Genomic DNA, 16,007 nt, shown 5'->3' with positions numbered 1-16,007 from the left:
AGACTCAGCAGATGCCTCCGGAGCGGACGTACGACCTCGTCCTGTTCGGCGCCACCGGCTTCACCGGGAGCCTGACCGCCGAATACCTGGCCCAACACGCGCCACCCGGGCTGCGATGGGCGCTGGCCGGGCGGAACCCGGACAAGCTCGCCGCCGTCCGGAGTCGACTCGCCGCTATCGATTCAACGCTCACCGAGCTACCCTTGCTCACCGCCGATGTCACCGACCCCGCGTCGCTGCGGACGGTGGCCGAGCGCGCCCGGGTGGTCGCCTCCACGGTGGGCCCGTACATCCACCACGGCGAGCCGCTGGTCGCCGCCTGCGCCGCGGCCGGCACTGACTATCTGGACATCACCGGCGAGCCGGAGTTCGTCGACCTGATGTACGCGCGACACCACGAGACGGCGGTACGCACCGGCGCCCGCCTGGTGCACACCTGCGGTTTCGACTCGATCCCGTACGACCTGGGTGTGTGGTTCACGCTCAAGCAGCTCCCGACGGGGGCGCCGATCAGCGTTGACGGCTTCGTCCGGGCTGGAGGGCGCTTCTCCGGCGGCACCTACCACTCGGCCCTGACCGCGTTCTCGCGGACCGGCGAGACGAGCCGGGCCGCCGCGGCCCGGCGGGCGGTCGAGCCGCGGCCGGAGGGCCGGCGGGCCCGGGCGGTGTCCGGGCGGATCGCCCGCTCCCCCGAACTCGGCATGTGGATGGTGCCGCTGCCGACGATCGACCCCCAGGTGGTCCGCCGCTCCGCAGCCGCCCGCCCGGAGTACGGGCCGGATTTCCGCTACCGGCACTTCGCGGCGGTCCGGCGGCTCCCCACCCTGCTCGCCGGGGCCGCCGGGATCGCCGCCGTGACGGTGCTGGTGAAGCTGCCGCCGACCCGGCGCTGGCTGTTCGGTCGGCTCAGCCCCGGGCAGGGCCCGAGCCCCGAACGACGGGCCCGCTCCTGGTTCCAGCTGCAGTTCCTGGCCGCGAGCGGTGGGCAGCAGGTGCGTACCGAGGTGGCGGGCGGTGACCCCGGCTACGACGAGACGGCGAAGATGCTCGCCGAGTCGGCGCTCTGCCTCGCCCTGGACGAGCTGCCAGCGACCACCGGCCAGGTCACCCCGGTCACCGCGATGGGCGATGCCCTGCTCGACCGGCTCCAACGCGCCGGCATCACCTTCCGCGTGCGGTAACCGGAGCCGACGCTGAGGGCAGGCCGGGGGCGGTGGGCCCGCGACGGTAGCATCTGGTGGTCCACCTGATACCCGGACGGAGGCGTACGGAGCAGCATGCTCGACATGGAGTTGATCCGGAAAGATCGCGACGCGGTGGCGTCCGCGCTGGCCAAGCGACTGGACCCGGCGGAGGTGAGCCAGGCGCTGGACGAGCTGTCGCAGCTTGACCAGCAGCGGCGCAGTCTGATCTCCGAGATCGACGGCGAGCGGCAGCGCCGCAAGGCGGAAGCCCGGGCGTACGCGGAGGCCAAGCGGGCCGGCCGCGAGCCGGAGCCGACGGTGGCCGAGGCCGGTCGTCGGCAACTCGCCGAGTTGGAGACCGAACTGGGCGAGGTGCAGGAGCAGCTCCGGGCGCGGATGAGCGAGCTGCCGAACCTGCCCGCTGCAGACGTGGTGCCCGGCGGCAAGGAGGCCAACCGGGTGGTGAAAACCTTCGGCGAGCCACCGGCGATCGAGAAGGTGCGCGACCACGTCGAGCTGAGCCGACTGTTGGGCCTGGTTGACCACGAGCGGGGCGTGAAGCTCGGCGGCTCCGGCTTCTGGATGTATACCGGCCTGGGCGCCCGGCTGGAGTGGGCGCTGGTCAACTGGCTGATCGACCAGAACATCGCGGCCGGCTACGAGTTCCTACTCCCGCCGCACCTGCTGCTGGAGACCGCCGGCTTCGCCGCCGGGCAGTTCCCCAAGTTCTACGACGACGTCTACCACCTGGGCCGGCAGTCCGCCCCCCGCGGTCAGTTCCTGCTGCCGACCGCCGAGACGGCGATCCTCGGGGCGTACCAGAACGAGATCCTGGACACCGCGAAGCTGCCGCTGAAGGTGTTCGCGTACACCCCGTGCTACCGCCGGGAGGCGGCCGGATCGCACTCGGACGAGCGCGGCACCGTGCGCGGTCACCAGTTCAACAAGGTGGAGATCTTCCAATTCGTCCTGCCGGAGCAGGCCGACGCGGCGCTGGAGGCGATGGTCACCCACGCCGAGGGCCTGGTGGAGCGGTTGGGCCTGCACTACCAGCGCAGCCTGCTCGCGGCCGGCGACTCGAGCGCCGCGATGCGCAAGACCCTCGACATCGAGGTCTGGATGCCGAGCACCGGAAAATACAAGGAGGTCTCGTCGGTCTCCTGGGGCGGTGACTACCAGGCCCGGCGGGCGGCGATCCGCTACCGCGAGCCGGGCGGCAAACAGACCCGCTTCGTGCACACGCTGAACGGCTCGGCACTGGCCACCAGCCGCCTCTTCCCGGCGATCCTGGAGCAGTTCCAGCAGCCCGACGGGAGTGTTCTGGTGCCGGAGGTGCTGCGGGACCGCCTCGGCACCGACCGGCTCACCCCGCGCTGAGGCCGCCGGGATCACCGCCGCCGACCACGCCGGGGCGCGGGTGGTAGCCGCCGCTTCCACCGACGCCAAGCTGGCGCTGGCCCGCCAACTGGGCGCGGAGATCGCTGTCGACTACACCCGACCGGACTGGATCGATCAGGTGCGGGAAGCAACAGACGGCGGTGTCGCGCTGGGTGTCATTGCCACGCCTGACGCCCCCGGCGTTTGCCGGGGGCGTCAGCTGTGGTGGATCGGTCAGCCGAAGCAGGTGGGTACGGGGTTGGGGCTGCCGACGCAGTTGGTGGGTCGGTTGTTGATGATGATGACCTTGCCGAAGACGTTGATCACGCCGTTGTTGTAGACGCCGCCGGGTTCGTTCTGGGCGAGGTTGTCGGTGACGCGGACGTCGGTGAGGGTGAGGACGGTGGTCGGGTTGAACGGGTCGAAGAAGATGCCACCCGCGACTTCCCCGGCCTGGTTGCCGGAGACGGTGGTACGGCGCAGGGCCACCACAGGGTCACCGTCTTCTGCGCCAGAGATGTCGATGCCGCCGCCGTTGCCGGTGGTGGCGGTGTTGTAGACGATCTTACTGTCCTCGATGGTGGCGCCGATGTCCTCCACGAGGTAGAGCCCGCCGCCGGAGACGGCGGTGTTGTCGGTGACCTTGACGTGCTGGAGCAGGAGGGATTCGTCGCCGTCGTCGTAGATGCCGCCGCCGAGGCTGCTGGCGGTGTTGCGGGTGATGGTGCTGTGGACGATCTCGGTGAGGTCGCCGTCGCCGTGCACTCCGCCGCCGTTGACCGCGGTGTTGTCGCTGATCACGGCGTGGCTCACGGTCGCGTTTCCGTCGTCGTTGACCAATCCGCCGCCTTCGCCGTCGTCGGCGGTGTTGTGGGTCACTTTCGACTTGCTGATCGAGACAGCGGCGTTGTCGTTGTAGAAGCCGCCGCCGTCGCCGCCGACGGTGTTGCGGGTGATGGTGCTCTTGGTGATCGTGACCTTGCTCCGGTCACTGTAGATTCCGCCACCTTCGCTATTCGCACCGGTGGCGATGTTGTCGCGGACGGTTACCCGTTCGAGGGTCAGGCGGGTGCCTTCGCCGGCCGTGATACCGCCCCCGTTGAGGTCCGTAACCTGTCCGCCGGCGACGGTGAGGTCTTTGAGGGTGAGGTCGCCGCCGGTGACGACCTCGAAGATGCGGAAGTTGTCGGCGGCGGCGGCCCGGATGATGGTGGCGCCCTGGCCGTGGATCGTGATGGGTTGGAAGACCTGCGGCAGTCCGTTGTCGTCCTGGTTGACGGTGAGGGTGTAGGTGCACTTCTCGGCCAGGCGGAGCGTGCCGCCGCCGGCCTGGTTCGCCGCGGTGATCGCGGCGATCAGCGCGTTGGGGTCGCAGGGCACCGGGGTGCCCTTGGCTTTGCCGTCACCGTGTGCATCCCGCTTCCAACCTGGGTTGCCGGCAGCGTTCTTGTCATCTCCCTGGTCACTGTTTGCGGAGCCGCTTCGGTGCTGCTCCGGGCCACCTTTGCCGGGGGCGCTGCTGCCGTCACTCCCGGGGAGGGAGGCTCGGGCAACCGCTCCTGGCGCCTGGGCGAGGCTCATGGATCCGGTGGCGGCCACGGTCGCGAAGCCAGCGAGAGTCGCCACCCCCAGCGTCGTCGCGGTCCGGGTGAGGCGCCGCCGACGGGGCCTTCCCGCTGGGCGTGCTTGGTCCAGCATGTGATCTACCTTCGTGTCGGTCGGTCCGCGCTCCTGGTGAAGCGGTGGGGCGGCCGTCCAGCCGCACAAACAGTTAAAGCCGACGAAACCGAATAATGAGGCTATTTCACCGCAAAATTCCTCATATCGGTACAAGAGTCCGTGGCGCCAACCCCGAGGCCGACCGTCGTCGAGTCGACGACCTATGTCCACTTCGAGCAAGTTTCCAGATTCATATCTCTTTCCGGCGATCGTGCAGCTAGCGTGCGGGTGGCTGCCACCAACACACGTCGATCGCCGAGGAGGCCACCCGGTCCGTCGGCTCTCGTCGCTGACGGGAAGGACACGACACCGCGATGCACCATCAGGACGACGGCGGGGGCATCTTCACCATTGCGGGCGGCACCGTGAATCTGAATACCGCCACCGGCACCGTTGTGGTCAAGAACCGGCCCAACAACTGCGTCAACGTCCCGGGCTGCTCGGGCTGACCTCCCACCGGCCCGCGCCAGCAGCCTTTCGCCTCTGGCATGGGGACAGGGTCCAGGGGTATGACCGGAAGATGAGGGCAAGCTTCCGGCTCGGCCGGGTCGTGGGCGTACCAGTCGGGGTCAACTGGAGTGTCCTGGTCATCTTCCTGGTGATTGCCTGGGCGCTCTCCGCCAACCAGTTCCCCCGCACCTACCCGGATCAGCCGGGGATCGCGTACCTACTCGCCGGCCTCGCCGCCGCCGTGGTCTTCTTCCTTGGCCTGCTCGCCCACGAGGTCTCCCACGCGGTCGTCGCCAAGCGCAACGGGCTCGAGGTCGGCGGCATCACGCTGTGGCTCTTCGGCGGTGTCGCCGAGCTGAAGGGCGAGGCGCCGAACCCGGGCGCAGAGCTGCGTATCGCCGGGGTCGGGCCGCTGGTGAGCCTACTGATCGGCGTCTTCTTCGGCGCCATCGCGGCGGGAGTGGCGATGACCGGGTACGACGGGCTGTGGCTCGGCGCGTTGGCCTGGCTCGCCGGCATCAACGTCCTGCTGGCCGTCTTCAACGTGCTGCCCGCCGCCCCGCTGGACGGCGGACGACTGCTGCGGGCGGCGATCTGGAAGGCCACCGGGGACCGGACCAAGGCCTCGGTGGTGGCCGCCCGGGCCGGCTGGGTCCTCGGGGCGCTCCTGATCGGCCTGGGGTTCTGGCAGTTCTTCGCCGGCGGCGGGTTTGGCGGCCTGTGGCTGATCCTGATCGGTTGGTTCCTGATCGGCGCCGCGACGATGGAGGAGCGACAGGCCCGGATGGGCAGCGCCCTGAGCGGCATCCGGATCGCCGACGTGATGACACCAGAGCCACAGACCGCCGCCGGCGACATGACCGTGGCCGACTTCATCGAACACTACCTCTTCGCCTACCGGTACTCGACGCTGCCGCTGGTCGCCGACGACCGGCCGGTCGGGCTGATCACCCTCGACCGGGTCCGCCGGGTACCCGCCGATCGCCGCTCCACCACCACCCTCGCCGAGGTCGCCTGCCGCACCGACGAGTTGGTGCTCGCCGCTCCGGATGAGTCACTCAACGACCTCCTTCCCCGACTCACCGACTGCGCCGACGGACGGGCGCTCGTGGTGAAGGACGGGCGGCTGGTCGGGATCGTGTCGCCCAGTGACATCAGCCGGGCGGCGCAGCGTGGCAGCATGCGGGAGCAGTTGGCCGGACGGCCGGGTTCCTGACGGATACGGTTACCGCCGACCGGGCGGGGAACTCCCGGTTGATGAGCAGCCACCGTGTTCCGGCGCCACCGACCACGCCGGGCCCCCAGCCCACCCCGACACCGCCGCCAGCGCCGACTCCGGTGCCGCACCCCGGGCCGCCACCGCGCACCAGGCCTACCGGCGCTGATCGGGCCACCGCGCACCGGGCCGGCTCACCCCGAGTCGGCGGCGCGCACCGCGCCCCTCAGACGTACGGTCGGGTGGTGTAGGCCGCCTTGAGTGCGGCCAGGCCGACGTCCTTCGGCACCAGCCAACCCCAGCCGGAGTTGAAGTAGTTCGTCCGCACGATCCGTGGCCCCCGCTCCGCGTTGAGCGCGGCGACGGCGGCCGGCACAGTCCCGATCCACGCCGCCTGATCGGGAAGCTCCGCCGACCGGACCCCCCACTCCGCGATCAGGACCGGGCGGGAGAGGGCGATCGGGCCGAGGTCGTCGACCGCCCAGTCCTTGGTACGGCGAAACCGGGCCAGCGCGGTGTGCGTGGCGCTGGTGGCGTAGACATTCCACTGCAGGAAGTCGAGCTTCGCCATCAACGCCTCCGGGTGGGTGCGCTGATAGCAGGCCCGGTCGAAGCCGCCGGCCCCCACCGAGAAGGTGGTGTCGGTGGGCAGGCCCCGGGCCCTGAACCAGGTAACGATGTATGTCAACGCCGCCACCGCCCGGGCGTCGGACTCCACCCAGGTGTACGCGCTACCCGCCTCAGTGGTACCAAACTCGTGGTCGGTGTCCAGCTCCGCGGCGAGTTGGAGGTTCATCCCAACACCCATCTCCTGATACTGCGCCAGCGCTCGCGCGAACAGCCCGTCGCACTGCCCGGAGAGCACCTGGTCGTACCCGTATGCCCGGGGCCAGGTCGTACCCGGCCGCTGTTGGATGGTCATCGCCGGAGCCGGAACCGTGTACGTCCGGCCGTTGACCCGGAACGTCTGCTCCCGCTCGTGCGGAGCGCCGTAGTGCTTCAGCTCCAACACCATATTGATCTTCATCCCGGCCCTGCCGAGCTCCGTCAACCAGGGCTTGTTCCACCCCGGGAAGAGGTAGCCGTCGGCGAAGCTGCGGTACTGGGTCAGCGATCGAATGTTTCCGCCTGCCAGGTCGGCCATCGGATTTCCGTTGCCGGAGAGGTAGTAGCCCCCCAGGACGGGTGAGCTGACCTGGTAGTCGGCGGTCGTGGTGGCGGTGCGCCCGCCGGAGTCGCGCACCGTGACGGTGACCCGGGGCATCACGCCACCGCCCGGTAGTCGGCCACCGCGCCGTTGTCCGACAGCATCGTCCAGGCGCGACCGGAGTCATCGGTGACGGTGCGGGTGAGCGGGTCGATAACCGCGGTGACCTGCGCGGGGGCGCTGCTGTGGCCGCGCTCGTCGGCGACCACCACGGTGACGGTCACCGGCCGGGTATCGGCGTCGCTGTAGGTGACGGTCATTCTCATGTCATCACCGGGAGCGTAGACCGCCGCGTTCAGGGCGACGGTCACGGTGGGAGCAGCCATCGGTCGGCTCCTTCCAAGCGTGGGTGGGGCGGGCCGACGGCGCAGGTCACGTCAGCGACGACGCTCGCGCCGGGCTCGATGGCGGCGGTGCCGACCGATACGCTGCTGGCACCGCCAGGCCCGAGGATCGGGATGTGGCCCGCCATCCACGCCTCTCACCTGCTATAACAGTGCGTCGACGGGGTGCTCGGCGTCCTGTCCGTTAGCCGATCAGCCGACTGTCGCGCACCTGCTTGACCCCTCCCCCGACCGCCCGTGACACCCCGTTGCCGTTCACAGTCCGTGTCGACGCTCACCCGCCACCAACTCGGCAACCCGCGCCTCGGACCTGCTCGAGAACGGATGCCGCAGGGCGGCGACCGCCCGGCGGGTCTCCGCAGCGATCAGGTCAGCGTTGATCGCGGCTCCGGCGACAGCGCCGCCAGCTGCGGCGGCCCCCACCTGGGCCGCCAGGTCGGTGACGTTGCCCGCCGCCCAGACCCCCTCCACCTCGGTCCGCCCGGCCGGATCGGCCGGGATGTGCTCGCCGAGCCCGCTCGGGTGCTCGACCGCCCGTAGCCCGAGCCCGGCCAGGAACCCGGCCCGCGCCACCATCCGCGGCCCGACCGCCAGTGCGGTCCGAGGTATGACCGTGCCGTCAACCAGCCGCACCCCGACGAGTCGGTCGTCGGCGGTCTCCAGGGCCTCCACCGTGCCGGTGACCACCCGTACGCCCCGGGCCCCAAGCTGCTCCGCCTGCTCCTCGTCGGGTCCGGCGGACATGTGGGTGAAGTAGCTGATGTCGGCGCTGAGCTGGCGGAAGAGCAAAGCCTGGTGCACCGAGCGCGGACCGGTGGCGAGCACACCGATGGCCTGGTCCCGCACCTCCCAGCCGTGGCAGTACGGGCAGTGGAGGACGTCTCGGCCCCAGCGTTCGCGTAGCCCGGGAATGCTCGGTAGCAGGTCAATCAGTCCCGTGGTGACCAGCAGGCGGCGGGCCCGCACCGAGCGGCCGTCGGCCACGGTCACGACGAAGCCGGCACCGTCCCGAGCCGCGGTCGCGATCTCAGCGGTCACGACGTGGCCACCGTAGCCGCGCACCTCGGCCCGGCCGCGCCGGAGGAGCGCGGCCGGTGGCATGTCCTCGCGACCCAACAGCCCGTGCACGCCCCCGGCCGGGGCGTTGCGTGGGGTACCCGAGTCGAGAACCACCACCGATCGACGCGACCGGGCGAGCATCACCGCCCCGTTCAGGCCAGCAGCACCGCCACCGGCCACCACCACGTCGTAGCTCTCCTTCAGCTGATCGGTCATTTGACCACCTCCCGCGGCCACGATGCCCCCAGCCTGCCCACACCAGCAAACCCTGTTGCCGATGTGGCAAACTACTGGGCATGGACGGTGACCTGAACCAGGCTCTCGACGCGGTCGGCCCCCGGCTGCGTGCCCTGCGCCGCCAGCGCGGAACCACCCTGACCGACCTCTCGGCGGAGACCGGTGTTTCGGTTAGCACCCTCTCCCGGCTCGAATCGGGCGCCCGCCGACCAACCCTCGAGCTGCTCCTCCCCCTCGCCCGCGCCCACGGCGTCACCCTCGACGAACTCGTCGGGGCACCGCCCACCGGCGACCCCCGCATCCACCTGCGCCCGGTCACCCGCCACGGCATGACCGTGCTGCCGCTGACCCGACGAGTCGGCGGCATCCAGGCCTTCAAGCTGGTCATCCCGATCGGCAGGCGGGAGCCAGACCCCAAAACCCACGACGGGTACGAGTGGCTCTATGTCCTCAACGGGCGACTACGACTCCTGCTCGGCGAGCATGATCTCGTGCTGACACCCGGCGAGGCGGCCGAGTTCGACACCCGGGTCCCGCACTGGTTCGGCGTCACCGAGGATCAGCCGGTCGAAATCCTCAGCCTCTTCGGCCAGCAGGGAGAGCGTGCCCACCTCCGTGCCCGGCCCAAGACCCCACCAGCTTCGGAATGAGGCGACCGGCCCACTCACACCGATCGGACCCTCGCGCCGGCCTGGCCGCCGCGCCCGACCACACCCGCCAATGATCGACGGCGATGGGCGCTGTGCGATTGACCCCCGCCAGTAGGGGTATAGCGGACAGGTAGGTCTGCTGCCACCACCGACGAGACGAGGGGACACCCGCATGTCACCGCACGCCAGCAACCAGCCGGTCAAGGCCTCCGGTACCTACCGCATCGGTGGCGACCTCCCGGTCGACCGACTCGGGTACGGATCCATGCAGCTCGCCGGCCCGGGAGTCTGGGATATGCCGGACGATCCGGCGAAGGCGGTCCGGGTACTCCGACGCGCCGTCGAGCTCGGGGTGACGTTCATCGACACCGCCGACTCGTACGGGCCATTCGTCTGCGAGATGCTGATCAAAGAGGCGCTACACCCGTACGCCGATGATGTGGTCATTGCGAGCAAGGCGGGGCTGGTCCGGGGCGGGCCGAACGACTGGAAGTCGCTCGGGCTCCCGAGGTACCTGCGGCAACAGTGCGAGATGAGCCTTCGCTACCTCAACCTGGACTGCATCCCGCTGTACCAGCTGCACCGCATCGACCCGGAGGTGCCCCTCGAGGACCAGCTCGGCGAGTTGGTCCGGCTTCAGCAGGAGGGCAAGATCCGGCACATCGGCCTCTCCGAGGTGACCGTCGAGCAGATCGAGGCAGCCCGGCAGATCACCCCGATCGCCACCGTGCAAAACCTCTACAACGTGAGCAAGCGGGATGCTGAGCCGGTGCTGGAGTACTGCGAGCGCAACGACCTTGGGTTTATCCCCTGGTACCCGATCGCCACCGGTGACCTCGCCCGCCCCGGCGGGCCGCTGGCAGCGATGAGCGCCGAGTACGGCGCAACGCCCGCGCAGCTCGCCCTGGCGTGGTTGCTGCGCCGCTCGCCGGTCATGCTGCCGATTCCGGGCACCTCTTCGATAGCACATCTGGAGGAGAACCTCGCCAGCGCCGAGGTGGAGCTCACTGACGACCGGTTCGAGGCCCTAACCCAGGCCGCCTAACCCCAATCTCGCGATAACTGAACATCTATGCTGGTTTACCCGATTTGGGCAAGCTCTTTAGGTTCACATTCGGATGGGGTTTTTGTCGGTTTAGCGTGCGGGTGGCTGCTACCGCCCGCTCGGTAGCCGAGGACGACACCGACCCGGTCCGCCCCGGGGCTGGCGCCTCCTCGCCACGCACGGGGGAAGGACGCCGGCACCGCGATGAACCAGCAGGACCACACCCACGAACCCGAACCGGGCCGCCCCGGCAGACACGAGACGAGGTCACCGCGGCGCTGGTGGGCCGTCGGCCTCGCCGGCGTTACCGGACTCGCCCTCACCACCGTCGGCATCGCCACCACCCCGGCCGCCGACGCCAGTGGAGGCGCCCTCACCACCGACAACCGCACTGGCAAACCCCACCCGCCCAACAGCGACAACCGCGGCAGGGAACAGGGCCAACAGGACGACAGGAACAAGGGCAAGAAGGAGAAGAAGCCGCCGGGCACCCCCGTGCCCTGCGACGCCGACGCCCTGATCGCCGCGATCACCCTCGCCAACGCCCGCGGCGGCGCCACCCTCGACCTCGCCAACACGTGCACCTACCTACTCACCGCCCTCATCGACGACGCCGGCCTCCCCGCCATCACCACCCCCATCACCCTCAACGGCGGCACACACACCACCATCGAACGCGCCGCCGCCGCCGAACAATTCAGAATCCTCACCGTCGACACCGGCGGCGACCTCACCCTCAACCACCTCACCATCACCGGCGGACACACCGACAGCAACGGCGGCGCAATCCTCGTCAACACCGGCGGCGCACTCACCACCAACCACAGCACCATCACCCGCAACATCGCCGCCACCGCAGGAGGCGGCATCGGCAACAACGGCACCACGACCGCCAACCACTCCACCGTCAGCCGAAACACCGCCAGCGACAGCGGCGGCGGAATCCACAGTCTCGGCCACCTGAAAGTCAGGGAGTCTCACGTCGATGCAAACATCGCCAACGCTGGCGGCGGCATCTTTGCGTCCGGCAACACCGTCACCGTCAAGGGCGGCAGCATCTCCGGCAACCAAGCAGGCACCACTGGAGGGTTGTTCGCGTTCGGTGCCAACGGTGTGGTGACCGGCACCAGAATCACCGGAAACACCAGCTCCGGCAGTGGTGCCGGCGTCCGGGTTGACAACACCGCACAGCTGACGATGCGGCACGTCAACCTGTCGGACAACACATCGGACATCTCAGGAGGCGGGTTGTTGGTCGCAGAGGGGGACAACTTCGCCGTGGTCGAGGACAGTCTCCTCGAGAACAACACCACCACGTTCACTGGCGGAGGAGTCTTCAACAGTGGAGAAACGGTGTTGCGCCGGACAAAGGTCATCGGCAACCAGGCCGATGTGGGCGGCGGTATCCAAAACTTCGGGACAGTCAACCTGTTCACGACGAAGGTAACCAAGAACATCGCCATCACCATCGGCGGCGGCATCCTCAACAGCGGCGGAACGGTGAACCTGAACACCGCCACTGGCACCGTCGTCATCAAGAACCGGCCCAACAACTGCGTAAGCGTTCCCGGGTGCGCGGGCTAGCCCAGCGCCTGACCGTCACGAGGGGTTCCGCCCGGCCGCTGTTGGCGGCAGGGCGGAACCCCTCGCCCTCCTCCCCCAATCCACCGGCCGTGCTCAGGTGGTCTGTACAAGCTGGATCAGATTGCCGCAGGTGTCGTCCAGGACCGCCGTGGTGACAGCACCCATCTGCAGGGGCTCCTGGGTAAACCGGACCCCCAAGCCGTGAAGTCGTTCGACTTCTGCGCGGACATCCTCGACGGCGAAAGACGCGGCCGGAATCCCATCGTTGACCAGCGCCTCCTTCCACGGCTTGGCCGCGGGGTGGGCCTCCGGTTCGAGCAGCAGCTCGCAGCCGCCCGGATCCTCCGGCGAGACGACCGTGAGCCAGCGATAGTCGCCGAGCGGAACCTCCGTCTTCTGCACGAATCCCAGCACCTCGGTGTAGAACCGCAGTGCCACCTCCTGGTCGTGCACCAGAACGCTGGTGAGATAGATGCGCATCAGCTCTCCTTCGCTTCGCGGTTGCGCCATCGATCGGTAAGGCGCTCCAAGGGCTCGGTGTTGAGGTGGTGAAACTTGTAACGACCCGCCCGCCGGCTGACGACCAGGTCCGCCCTGATCAGCACCTCCAGGTGCTGTGAGATCGCCTGGCGGGACGAACCGAGCTGGTGCTTCATGGCCAGTCGTGAGCAGATCTCGAACAACGTCTGGCCATCCCGCTCCGCCAGCTCGTCGAGGATCTTCCGGCGGGTCGGGTCGGCCAACGCCTTGAAGACGTCGCCCGTTGCCGCCGGATGGCCTTTGTCTGCGCCAGCATCACTCACCCGCCAATGATAGGCAAGCAGATACTTGCCTATCAAGCCGCCACCGTCAACCGCGCACAGCCACGGGAGTCAGCCCCCGCCACCTCGCCCCCGCACCCTGCGACGCCACGCGCTCTATGTCGATCTATCGATCCCGTGAGAACCTGAAACCCTCGCGCGATCGCACGGCTACCTACGGCTACCTCCGCTGGAGGCGCGCATGGTCCAGATGTCACTCTTCGGTCCCAGTGGGGCCGACCCCGGCCCGAAGCCGGCCGACGACCGCATCGTTCGACTACAACTTCTGATCACGGTGAAGGCTGCACCGAACCCCTCAGAAAAGTATGGAGAGACCGTCTGTGTGGCGGGGCTGCGGACGAACATGTGGAGACCGACATGGGTCCGCCTCTACCCGATCAACTTCCGGCACCTCGACAGCGACGAGGCGTTCAGGAAATACGACATCATCTCCGTGGACGCCAAACCCGCGCGGCAGGATCAGCGGCGTGAGAGCTGGAAGCCGATCATGGACAGGATCCAGAAAGAGCGCCATCTCCACGGCTGGAGGTCGCGACAGCCGTTGCTTGACCCGGCTGTCGAGGATTCGATGTGTCGCCTCAACCGCGAGGCTCAGGATCACGCAGACGCGCAATCTCTGGCCCTCGTGCGCCCCAAGGAGGTTCGCGCTCTCAAGGTCACACCGCACCCCGGCTGGGACGCTGACGAGCAACGCAAGACCGAGGCGTACGCAAGCCAGCCAGACCTGTTCAGCGGCCGAAGCAGGACCCCACTGGAGGCTCCCCGCTTCAGGGCTGCGTACCACTACCGCTGCCACGAGCGCGGTTGCAAAGGACACAAGCAGCACGTCATCGACTGGGAGTTGGTAGCGCTACAACGCCGACTCGCTGGCTACTCGGATGCCGCTCTACAGGAAGCGCTGGAAGCCAAGTTTCTGGCAGAGATGTGCGCGCCGAACCGTGACGTCGCCTTCTACGTCGGCAACCAGGCCAAGCGCGTGCGCGCCTTCAGCGTGCTGGGCGTGTACTGGCCGAGGCGATAGGGATCCGCTCTTCGAGTGCGCGCATCACGACCTGGCGGTGACACCGACTTTCATCCGCCTCGAAACAGAGCAGCGCTACCAGTTCGCGTTGCGCCGTCTCGGCGAGCGCGTCGAGCACTGCCAGAGACTCGGCGTGGTGCAGCCGAGAGGCGTACACCGCCCGCGCAGATCGCAACTCCTCGGGGTTGCCACCGAATCCGGGACGGTTTTCTTTCGGGTTACCGAGTTCCCGGCGATGCTCGTAAACGATGCCCTGCGCCGCGAGCGCCTGACTGAGGGCCGACTTGCTGAAGCCCCGCTTGCGGGAGATCGGCGTCATCCGGACATCCACCAGGCGTGTAACACCTATGTCCGCGAGGTCCGTCACAAACTCATCGATGGAGCGGCCCTCGTAGCCGACACCCAGGACGCCGGCCCGGTTACCCACAGCTGAGGTGACGCTCATCGGGACACCCTTTCACGACTGGCCTGCCAAGACCATCGGGACAGCCGAGGAAAGTGCCGCCCTATACGCACAGTGCCGCTACCACTACGAATGAGGTAGAGGAGCACGCACGACCGCGATCCCCCGCGTATGCATCATCCGAACTCCTCCACATCAGACGCTCCCGTCGATGCAAGGATCTCCGGCGCGCGGCCGCGCGGATCTTACCGATTGCCTACGGCTGCGTGCCGGTGATCAGGTCGGCGGCGCGTTCGGCGACGGCCAGCACGGTGGCGTTGGTGTTGGCCGACACCTGACCCGGCAGCACCGAGGCGTCCGCGATCCGCAGCCCGTCGAGGCCGTGCACGCGGAGGTCGAGGCCGACCACCGTGTCGTCGCCGGTGCCGAGGCGGCACGTGCCGATCGGGTGGAAGTAGGTCATCGCCGAGACTGGGACGTAGTCGTCGAGGGCCGCGTCGGTGGTCACGCCGGCGCCGGGCAGCGCCTCGTCGCCGCGCCACGGGTCCAGGCTCGGGCGCAGGGCCACGTCGCGGGCGATCCGCAGCCCGTGCCGGAGCCGGGCCACGTCGCGGCGGTCGGTGAGCATGCCGGGGTTGATCAGCGGCGCCGCCGTCGGGTCGGCGCTCGCCAGTTCGACCGAGCCGTGACTGTACGGCGTGACGAGTCCCACCGCGATCGAGAACCCGGCCGGCGGTCCGGTGAGCTCCGGCGGGTGGTAGGGCAGATGGGCCACCATCAGTTGCAGGGCCGGCTCGCCCGGTTGGTCCGGGGACACCGTGGCCGACACCGACGCCACGCCGTAAACCGTCGTGGGCAGTTCCCGGCCGGCCGCGAAGGTGATCGTGCTGTGCACGTGGTCGCGCAGGTTGGCGCCGACGGCGGGCCGGTCGGCGACCACCTCGATCCGGTGCGCCCGCAGCTGATCGGCCGGCCCGATGCCGGAGCGCAGCAGCAGGTGTGGCGAGCCGATGGCCCCGGCGGCCAGCACCACCTCGCGGTTCGCGGCGATCCGGCCGGCGGGCACTTCCACCCCGGTGACGCGCCCTCGATCGACGGTGAGACGCAGCACCGGGGTGTCGGCCCGGATGGTCAGGTTGGACCGGTCGCGCGTCCTGGAGTCGAGGTACGCGTCAGCCGCGCTCTGCCGCTCTCCCCCAGCCATGGCGATCTGGTGGAAGGCGACCTGTTCCAGGCGGGGATCGGCACGCATCGCGGCGACGGCGGCGTGCTCGAAGGACGTGCCCGCGGACCTCGGCAGGGCGAACTTCGCCTCGGCCCGCTCGACGTACGGCAGCAGGTCGGCCGCGCCCCACCCCTTGGCTCCGGCGGCTGCCCAGGCGTTGAAGTTGGCCGGGGGGGCCCGCAGGTGGGTGAGGCCGTTGATGGCGCTCGACCCGCCGATCGCCCGGCCGCGCGGGTAGTACAGCACCCGGCCGCCCAGGCCCGGCTGCGCGACGGTGCTGAACCGCCAGTCGACCTCGGTGCCGAGCAGGAACGGCCAGCGACCCGGGACGACCATGTCCGGGGGCCGTTCGTCCGGACCGGCCTCCAGCAGCAGCACGGTGGTTGCCGGGTCGGCGGACAGTCGGTGGGCCAGCACCGACCCCGCGGTCCCGCCACCGACGACGAGGAAGTCGAACCCCATCGG

General features: G+C 69.2%; 16 protein-coding genes and 1 pseudogene. 9 read left to right on the top strand and 8 right to left on the bottom strand.

All coding sequences use genetic code 11. The features are described from left to right. The first annotated feature begins 11 nt into the window (after positions 1 to 11). The 3 genes and pseudogenes from AC1UKG_RS08955 to AC1UKG_RS08945 form a co-directional block, all read left to right on the top strand. Positions 12 to 1,181 carry a saccharopine dehydrogenase NADP-binding domain-containing protein gene (locus AC1UKG_RS08955; RefSeq protein WP_018814944.1) on the top strand — a complete coding sequence of 390 codons (1,170 nt, stop codon included), beginning with the start codon at positions 12 to 14 and terminating at the stop codon, positions 1,179 to 1,181. Between the two features lie 96 nt (positions 1,182 to 1,277). After that, positions 1,278 to 2,561, top strand: coding sequence for a serine--tRNA ligase (gene serS, locus AC1UKG_RS08950; protein WP_018744754.1), 1,284 nt, complete (start codon positions 1,278 to 1,280; stop codon positions 2,559 to 2,561). A 19-nt stretch (positions 2,562 to 2,580) separates the two neighbouring features. Then, positions 2,581 to 2,733: pseudogene (locus AC1UKG_RS08945) on the top strand (zinc-binding dehydrogenase); the annotation flags it as partial. A 62-nt stretch (positions 2,734 to 2,795) separates the two neighbouring features. Here the strand turns inward: AC1UKG_RS08945 and AC1UKG_RS08940 are convergent. Next, entirely contained in the window at positions 2,796 to 4,187 is a 1,392-nt protein-coding gene (locus tag AC1UKG_RS08940) for a right-handed parallel beta-helix repeat-containing protein (RefSeq protein ID WP_018814943.1), read from the bottom strand. Positions 4,188 to 4,594: 407 nt separating this feature from the next. Between AC1UKG_RS08940 and AC1UKG_RS08935 the strand changes: the two genes are divergently transcribed. Together AC1UKG_RS08935 and AC1UKG_RS08930 are read left to right on the top strand one after the other, a co-directional pair. After that, the gene (locus AC1UKG_RS08935; protein ID WP_018814942.1) at positions 4,595 to 4,729 is read left to right on the top strand and encodes a hypothetical protein; all 135 of its coding nucleotides are present in this window, start codon (positions 4,595 to 4,597) and stop codon (positions 4,727 to 4,729) included. 71 nt (positions 4,730 to 4,800) lie between these two features. Continuing rightward, a complete protein-coding gene (locus AC1UKG_RS08930) occupies positions 4,801 to 5,946 on the top strand; it encodes a site-2 protease family protein (RefSeq protein ID WP_026271611.1) in 1,146 nt (381 codons plus the stop codon). A gap of 226 nt (positions 5,947 to 6,172) precedes the next feature. Here AC1UKG_RS08930 and AC1UKG_RS08925 read toward each other — a convergent pair whose 3' ends face one another. The 3 genes from AC1UKG_RS08925 to AC1UKG_RS08915 form a co-directional block, all read right to left on the bottom strand. Then, positions 6,173 to 7,210, bottom strand: a complete 1,038-nt coding sequence (locus AC1UKG_RS08925) for a hypothetical protein (protein WP_018744758.1) — start codon at positions 7,208 to 7,210, stop codon at positions 6,173 to 6,175. Beyond that, on the bottom strand, positions 7,210 to 7,479 hold the full coding sequence (locus AC1UKG_RS08920) for a hypothetical protein (RefSeq protein ID WP_018814940.1): 270 nt from the start codon (positions 7,477 to 7,479) through the stop codon (positions 7,210 to 7,212). The genes AC1UKG_RS08925 and AC1UKG_RS08920 overlap by 1 nt, the downstream gene beginning before the upstream one ends. Positions 7,480 to 7,752: 273 nt before the next feature. Beyond that, positions 7,753 to 8,772 carry an NAD(P)/FAD-dependent oxidoreductase gene (locus tag AC1UKG_RS08915; protein WP_482642295.1) on the bottom strand — a complete coding sequence of 340 codons (1,020 nt, stop codon included), beginning with the start codon at positions 8,770 to 8,772 and terminating at the stop codon, positions 7,753 to 7,755. A gap of 80 nt (positions 8,773 to 8,852) precedes the next feature. On the opposite strand from AC1UKG_RS08915, the gene AC1UKG_RS08910 reads away from it, so the two are divergent. From AC1UKG_RS08910 to AC1UKG_RS08900, 3 genes are all read left to right on the top strand, one after another. After that, entirely contained in the window at positions 8,853 to 9,443 is a 591-nt protein-coding gene (locus AC1UKG_RS08910; protein ID WP_018744762.1) for a helix-turn-helix domain-containing protein, read from the top strand. A 172-nt stretch (positions 9,444 to 9,615) separates the two neighbouring features. Next, positions 9,616 to 10,488 (top strand): aldo/keto reductase, encoded by an 873-nt coding sequence (locus AC1UKG_RS08905; RefSeq protein ID WP_018744763.1) that lies wholly within the window; start codon positions 9,616 to 9,618, stop codon positions 10,486 to 10,488. A gap of 204 nt (positions 10,489 to 10,692) precedes the next feature. Continuing rightward, positions 10,693 to 12,072, top strand: coding sequence for a right-handed parallel beta-helix repeat-containing protein (locus AC1UKG_RS08900; RefSeq protein WP_482642294.1), 1,380 nt, complete (start codon positions 10,693 to 10,695; stop codon positions 12,070 to 12,072). A gap of 93 nt (positions 12,073 to 12,165) precedes the next feature. On the opposite strand, the gene AC1UKG_RS08895 is transcribed toward AC1UKG_RS08900, so the two are convergent. Further along, the gene (locus tag AC1UKG_RS08895) at positions 12,166 to 12,552 is read right to left on the bottom strand and encodes a VOC family protein (RefSeq protein ID WP_018744765.1); all 387 of its coding nucleotides are present in this window, start codon (positions 12,550 to 12,552) and stop codon (positions 12,166 to 12,168) included. Then, positions 12,552 to 12,875 (bottom strand): metalloregulator ArsR/SmtB family transcription factor, encoded by a 324-nt coding sequence (locus tag AC1UKG_RS08890; protein WP_018744766.1) that lies wholly within the window; start codon positions 12,873 to 12,875, stop codon positions 12,552 to 12,554. The genes AC1UKG_RS08895 and AC1UKG_RS08890 overlap by 1 nt, the downstream gene beginning before the upstream one ends. A gap of 199 nt (positions 12,876 to 13,074) precedes the next feature. Between AC1UKG_RS08890 and AC1UKG_RS08885 the strand changes: the two genes are divergently transcribed. Further along, complete coding sequence (locus AC1UKG_RS08885) at positions 13,075 to 13,914, top strand: hypothetical protein (RefSeq protein ID WP_018814938.1); 840 nt, start codon at positions 13,075 to 13,077, stop codon at positions 13,912 to 13,914. Here the strand turns inward: AC1UKG_RS08885 and AC1UKG_RS08880 are convergent. Together AC1UKG_RS08880 and AC1UKG_RS08875 are read right to left on the bottom strand one after the other, a co-directional pair. Further along, positions 13,880 to 14,359, bottom strand: a complete 480-nt coding sequence (locus AC1UKG_RS08880; protein WP_018744768.1) for a DUF488 family protein, N3 subclade — start codon at positions 14,357 to 14,359, stop codon at positions 13,880 to 13,882. The two genes, AC1UKG_RS08885 and AC1UKG_RS08880, sit on opposite strands and share 35 nt — an antisense overlap. Before the next feature lie 214 nt (positions 14,360 to 14,573). Continuing rightward, positions 14,574 to 16,004, bottom strand: coding sequence for a GMC family oxidoreductase (locus tag AC1UKG_RS08875; protein WP_482642293.1), 1,431 nt, complete (start codon positions 16,002 to 16,004; stop codon positions 14,574 to 14,576). Positions 16,005 to 16,007: the final 3 nt, after the last annotated feature.

Source organism: Salinispora sp. CH2A1_6, from assembly GCF_056820975.1.
Note: the sequence above shows the minus strand (reverse complement) of the source record. Positions and strands in the feature narration are given on the sequence as shown.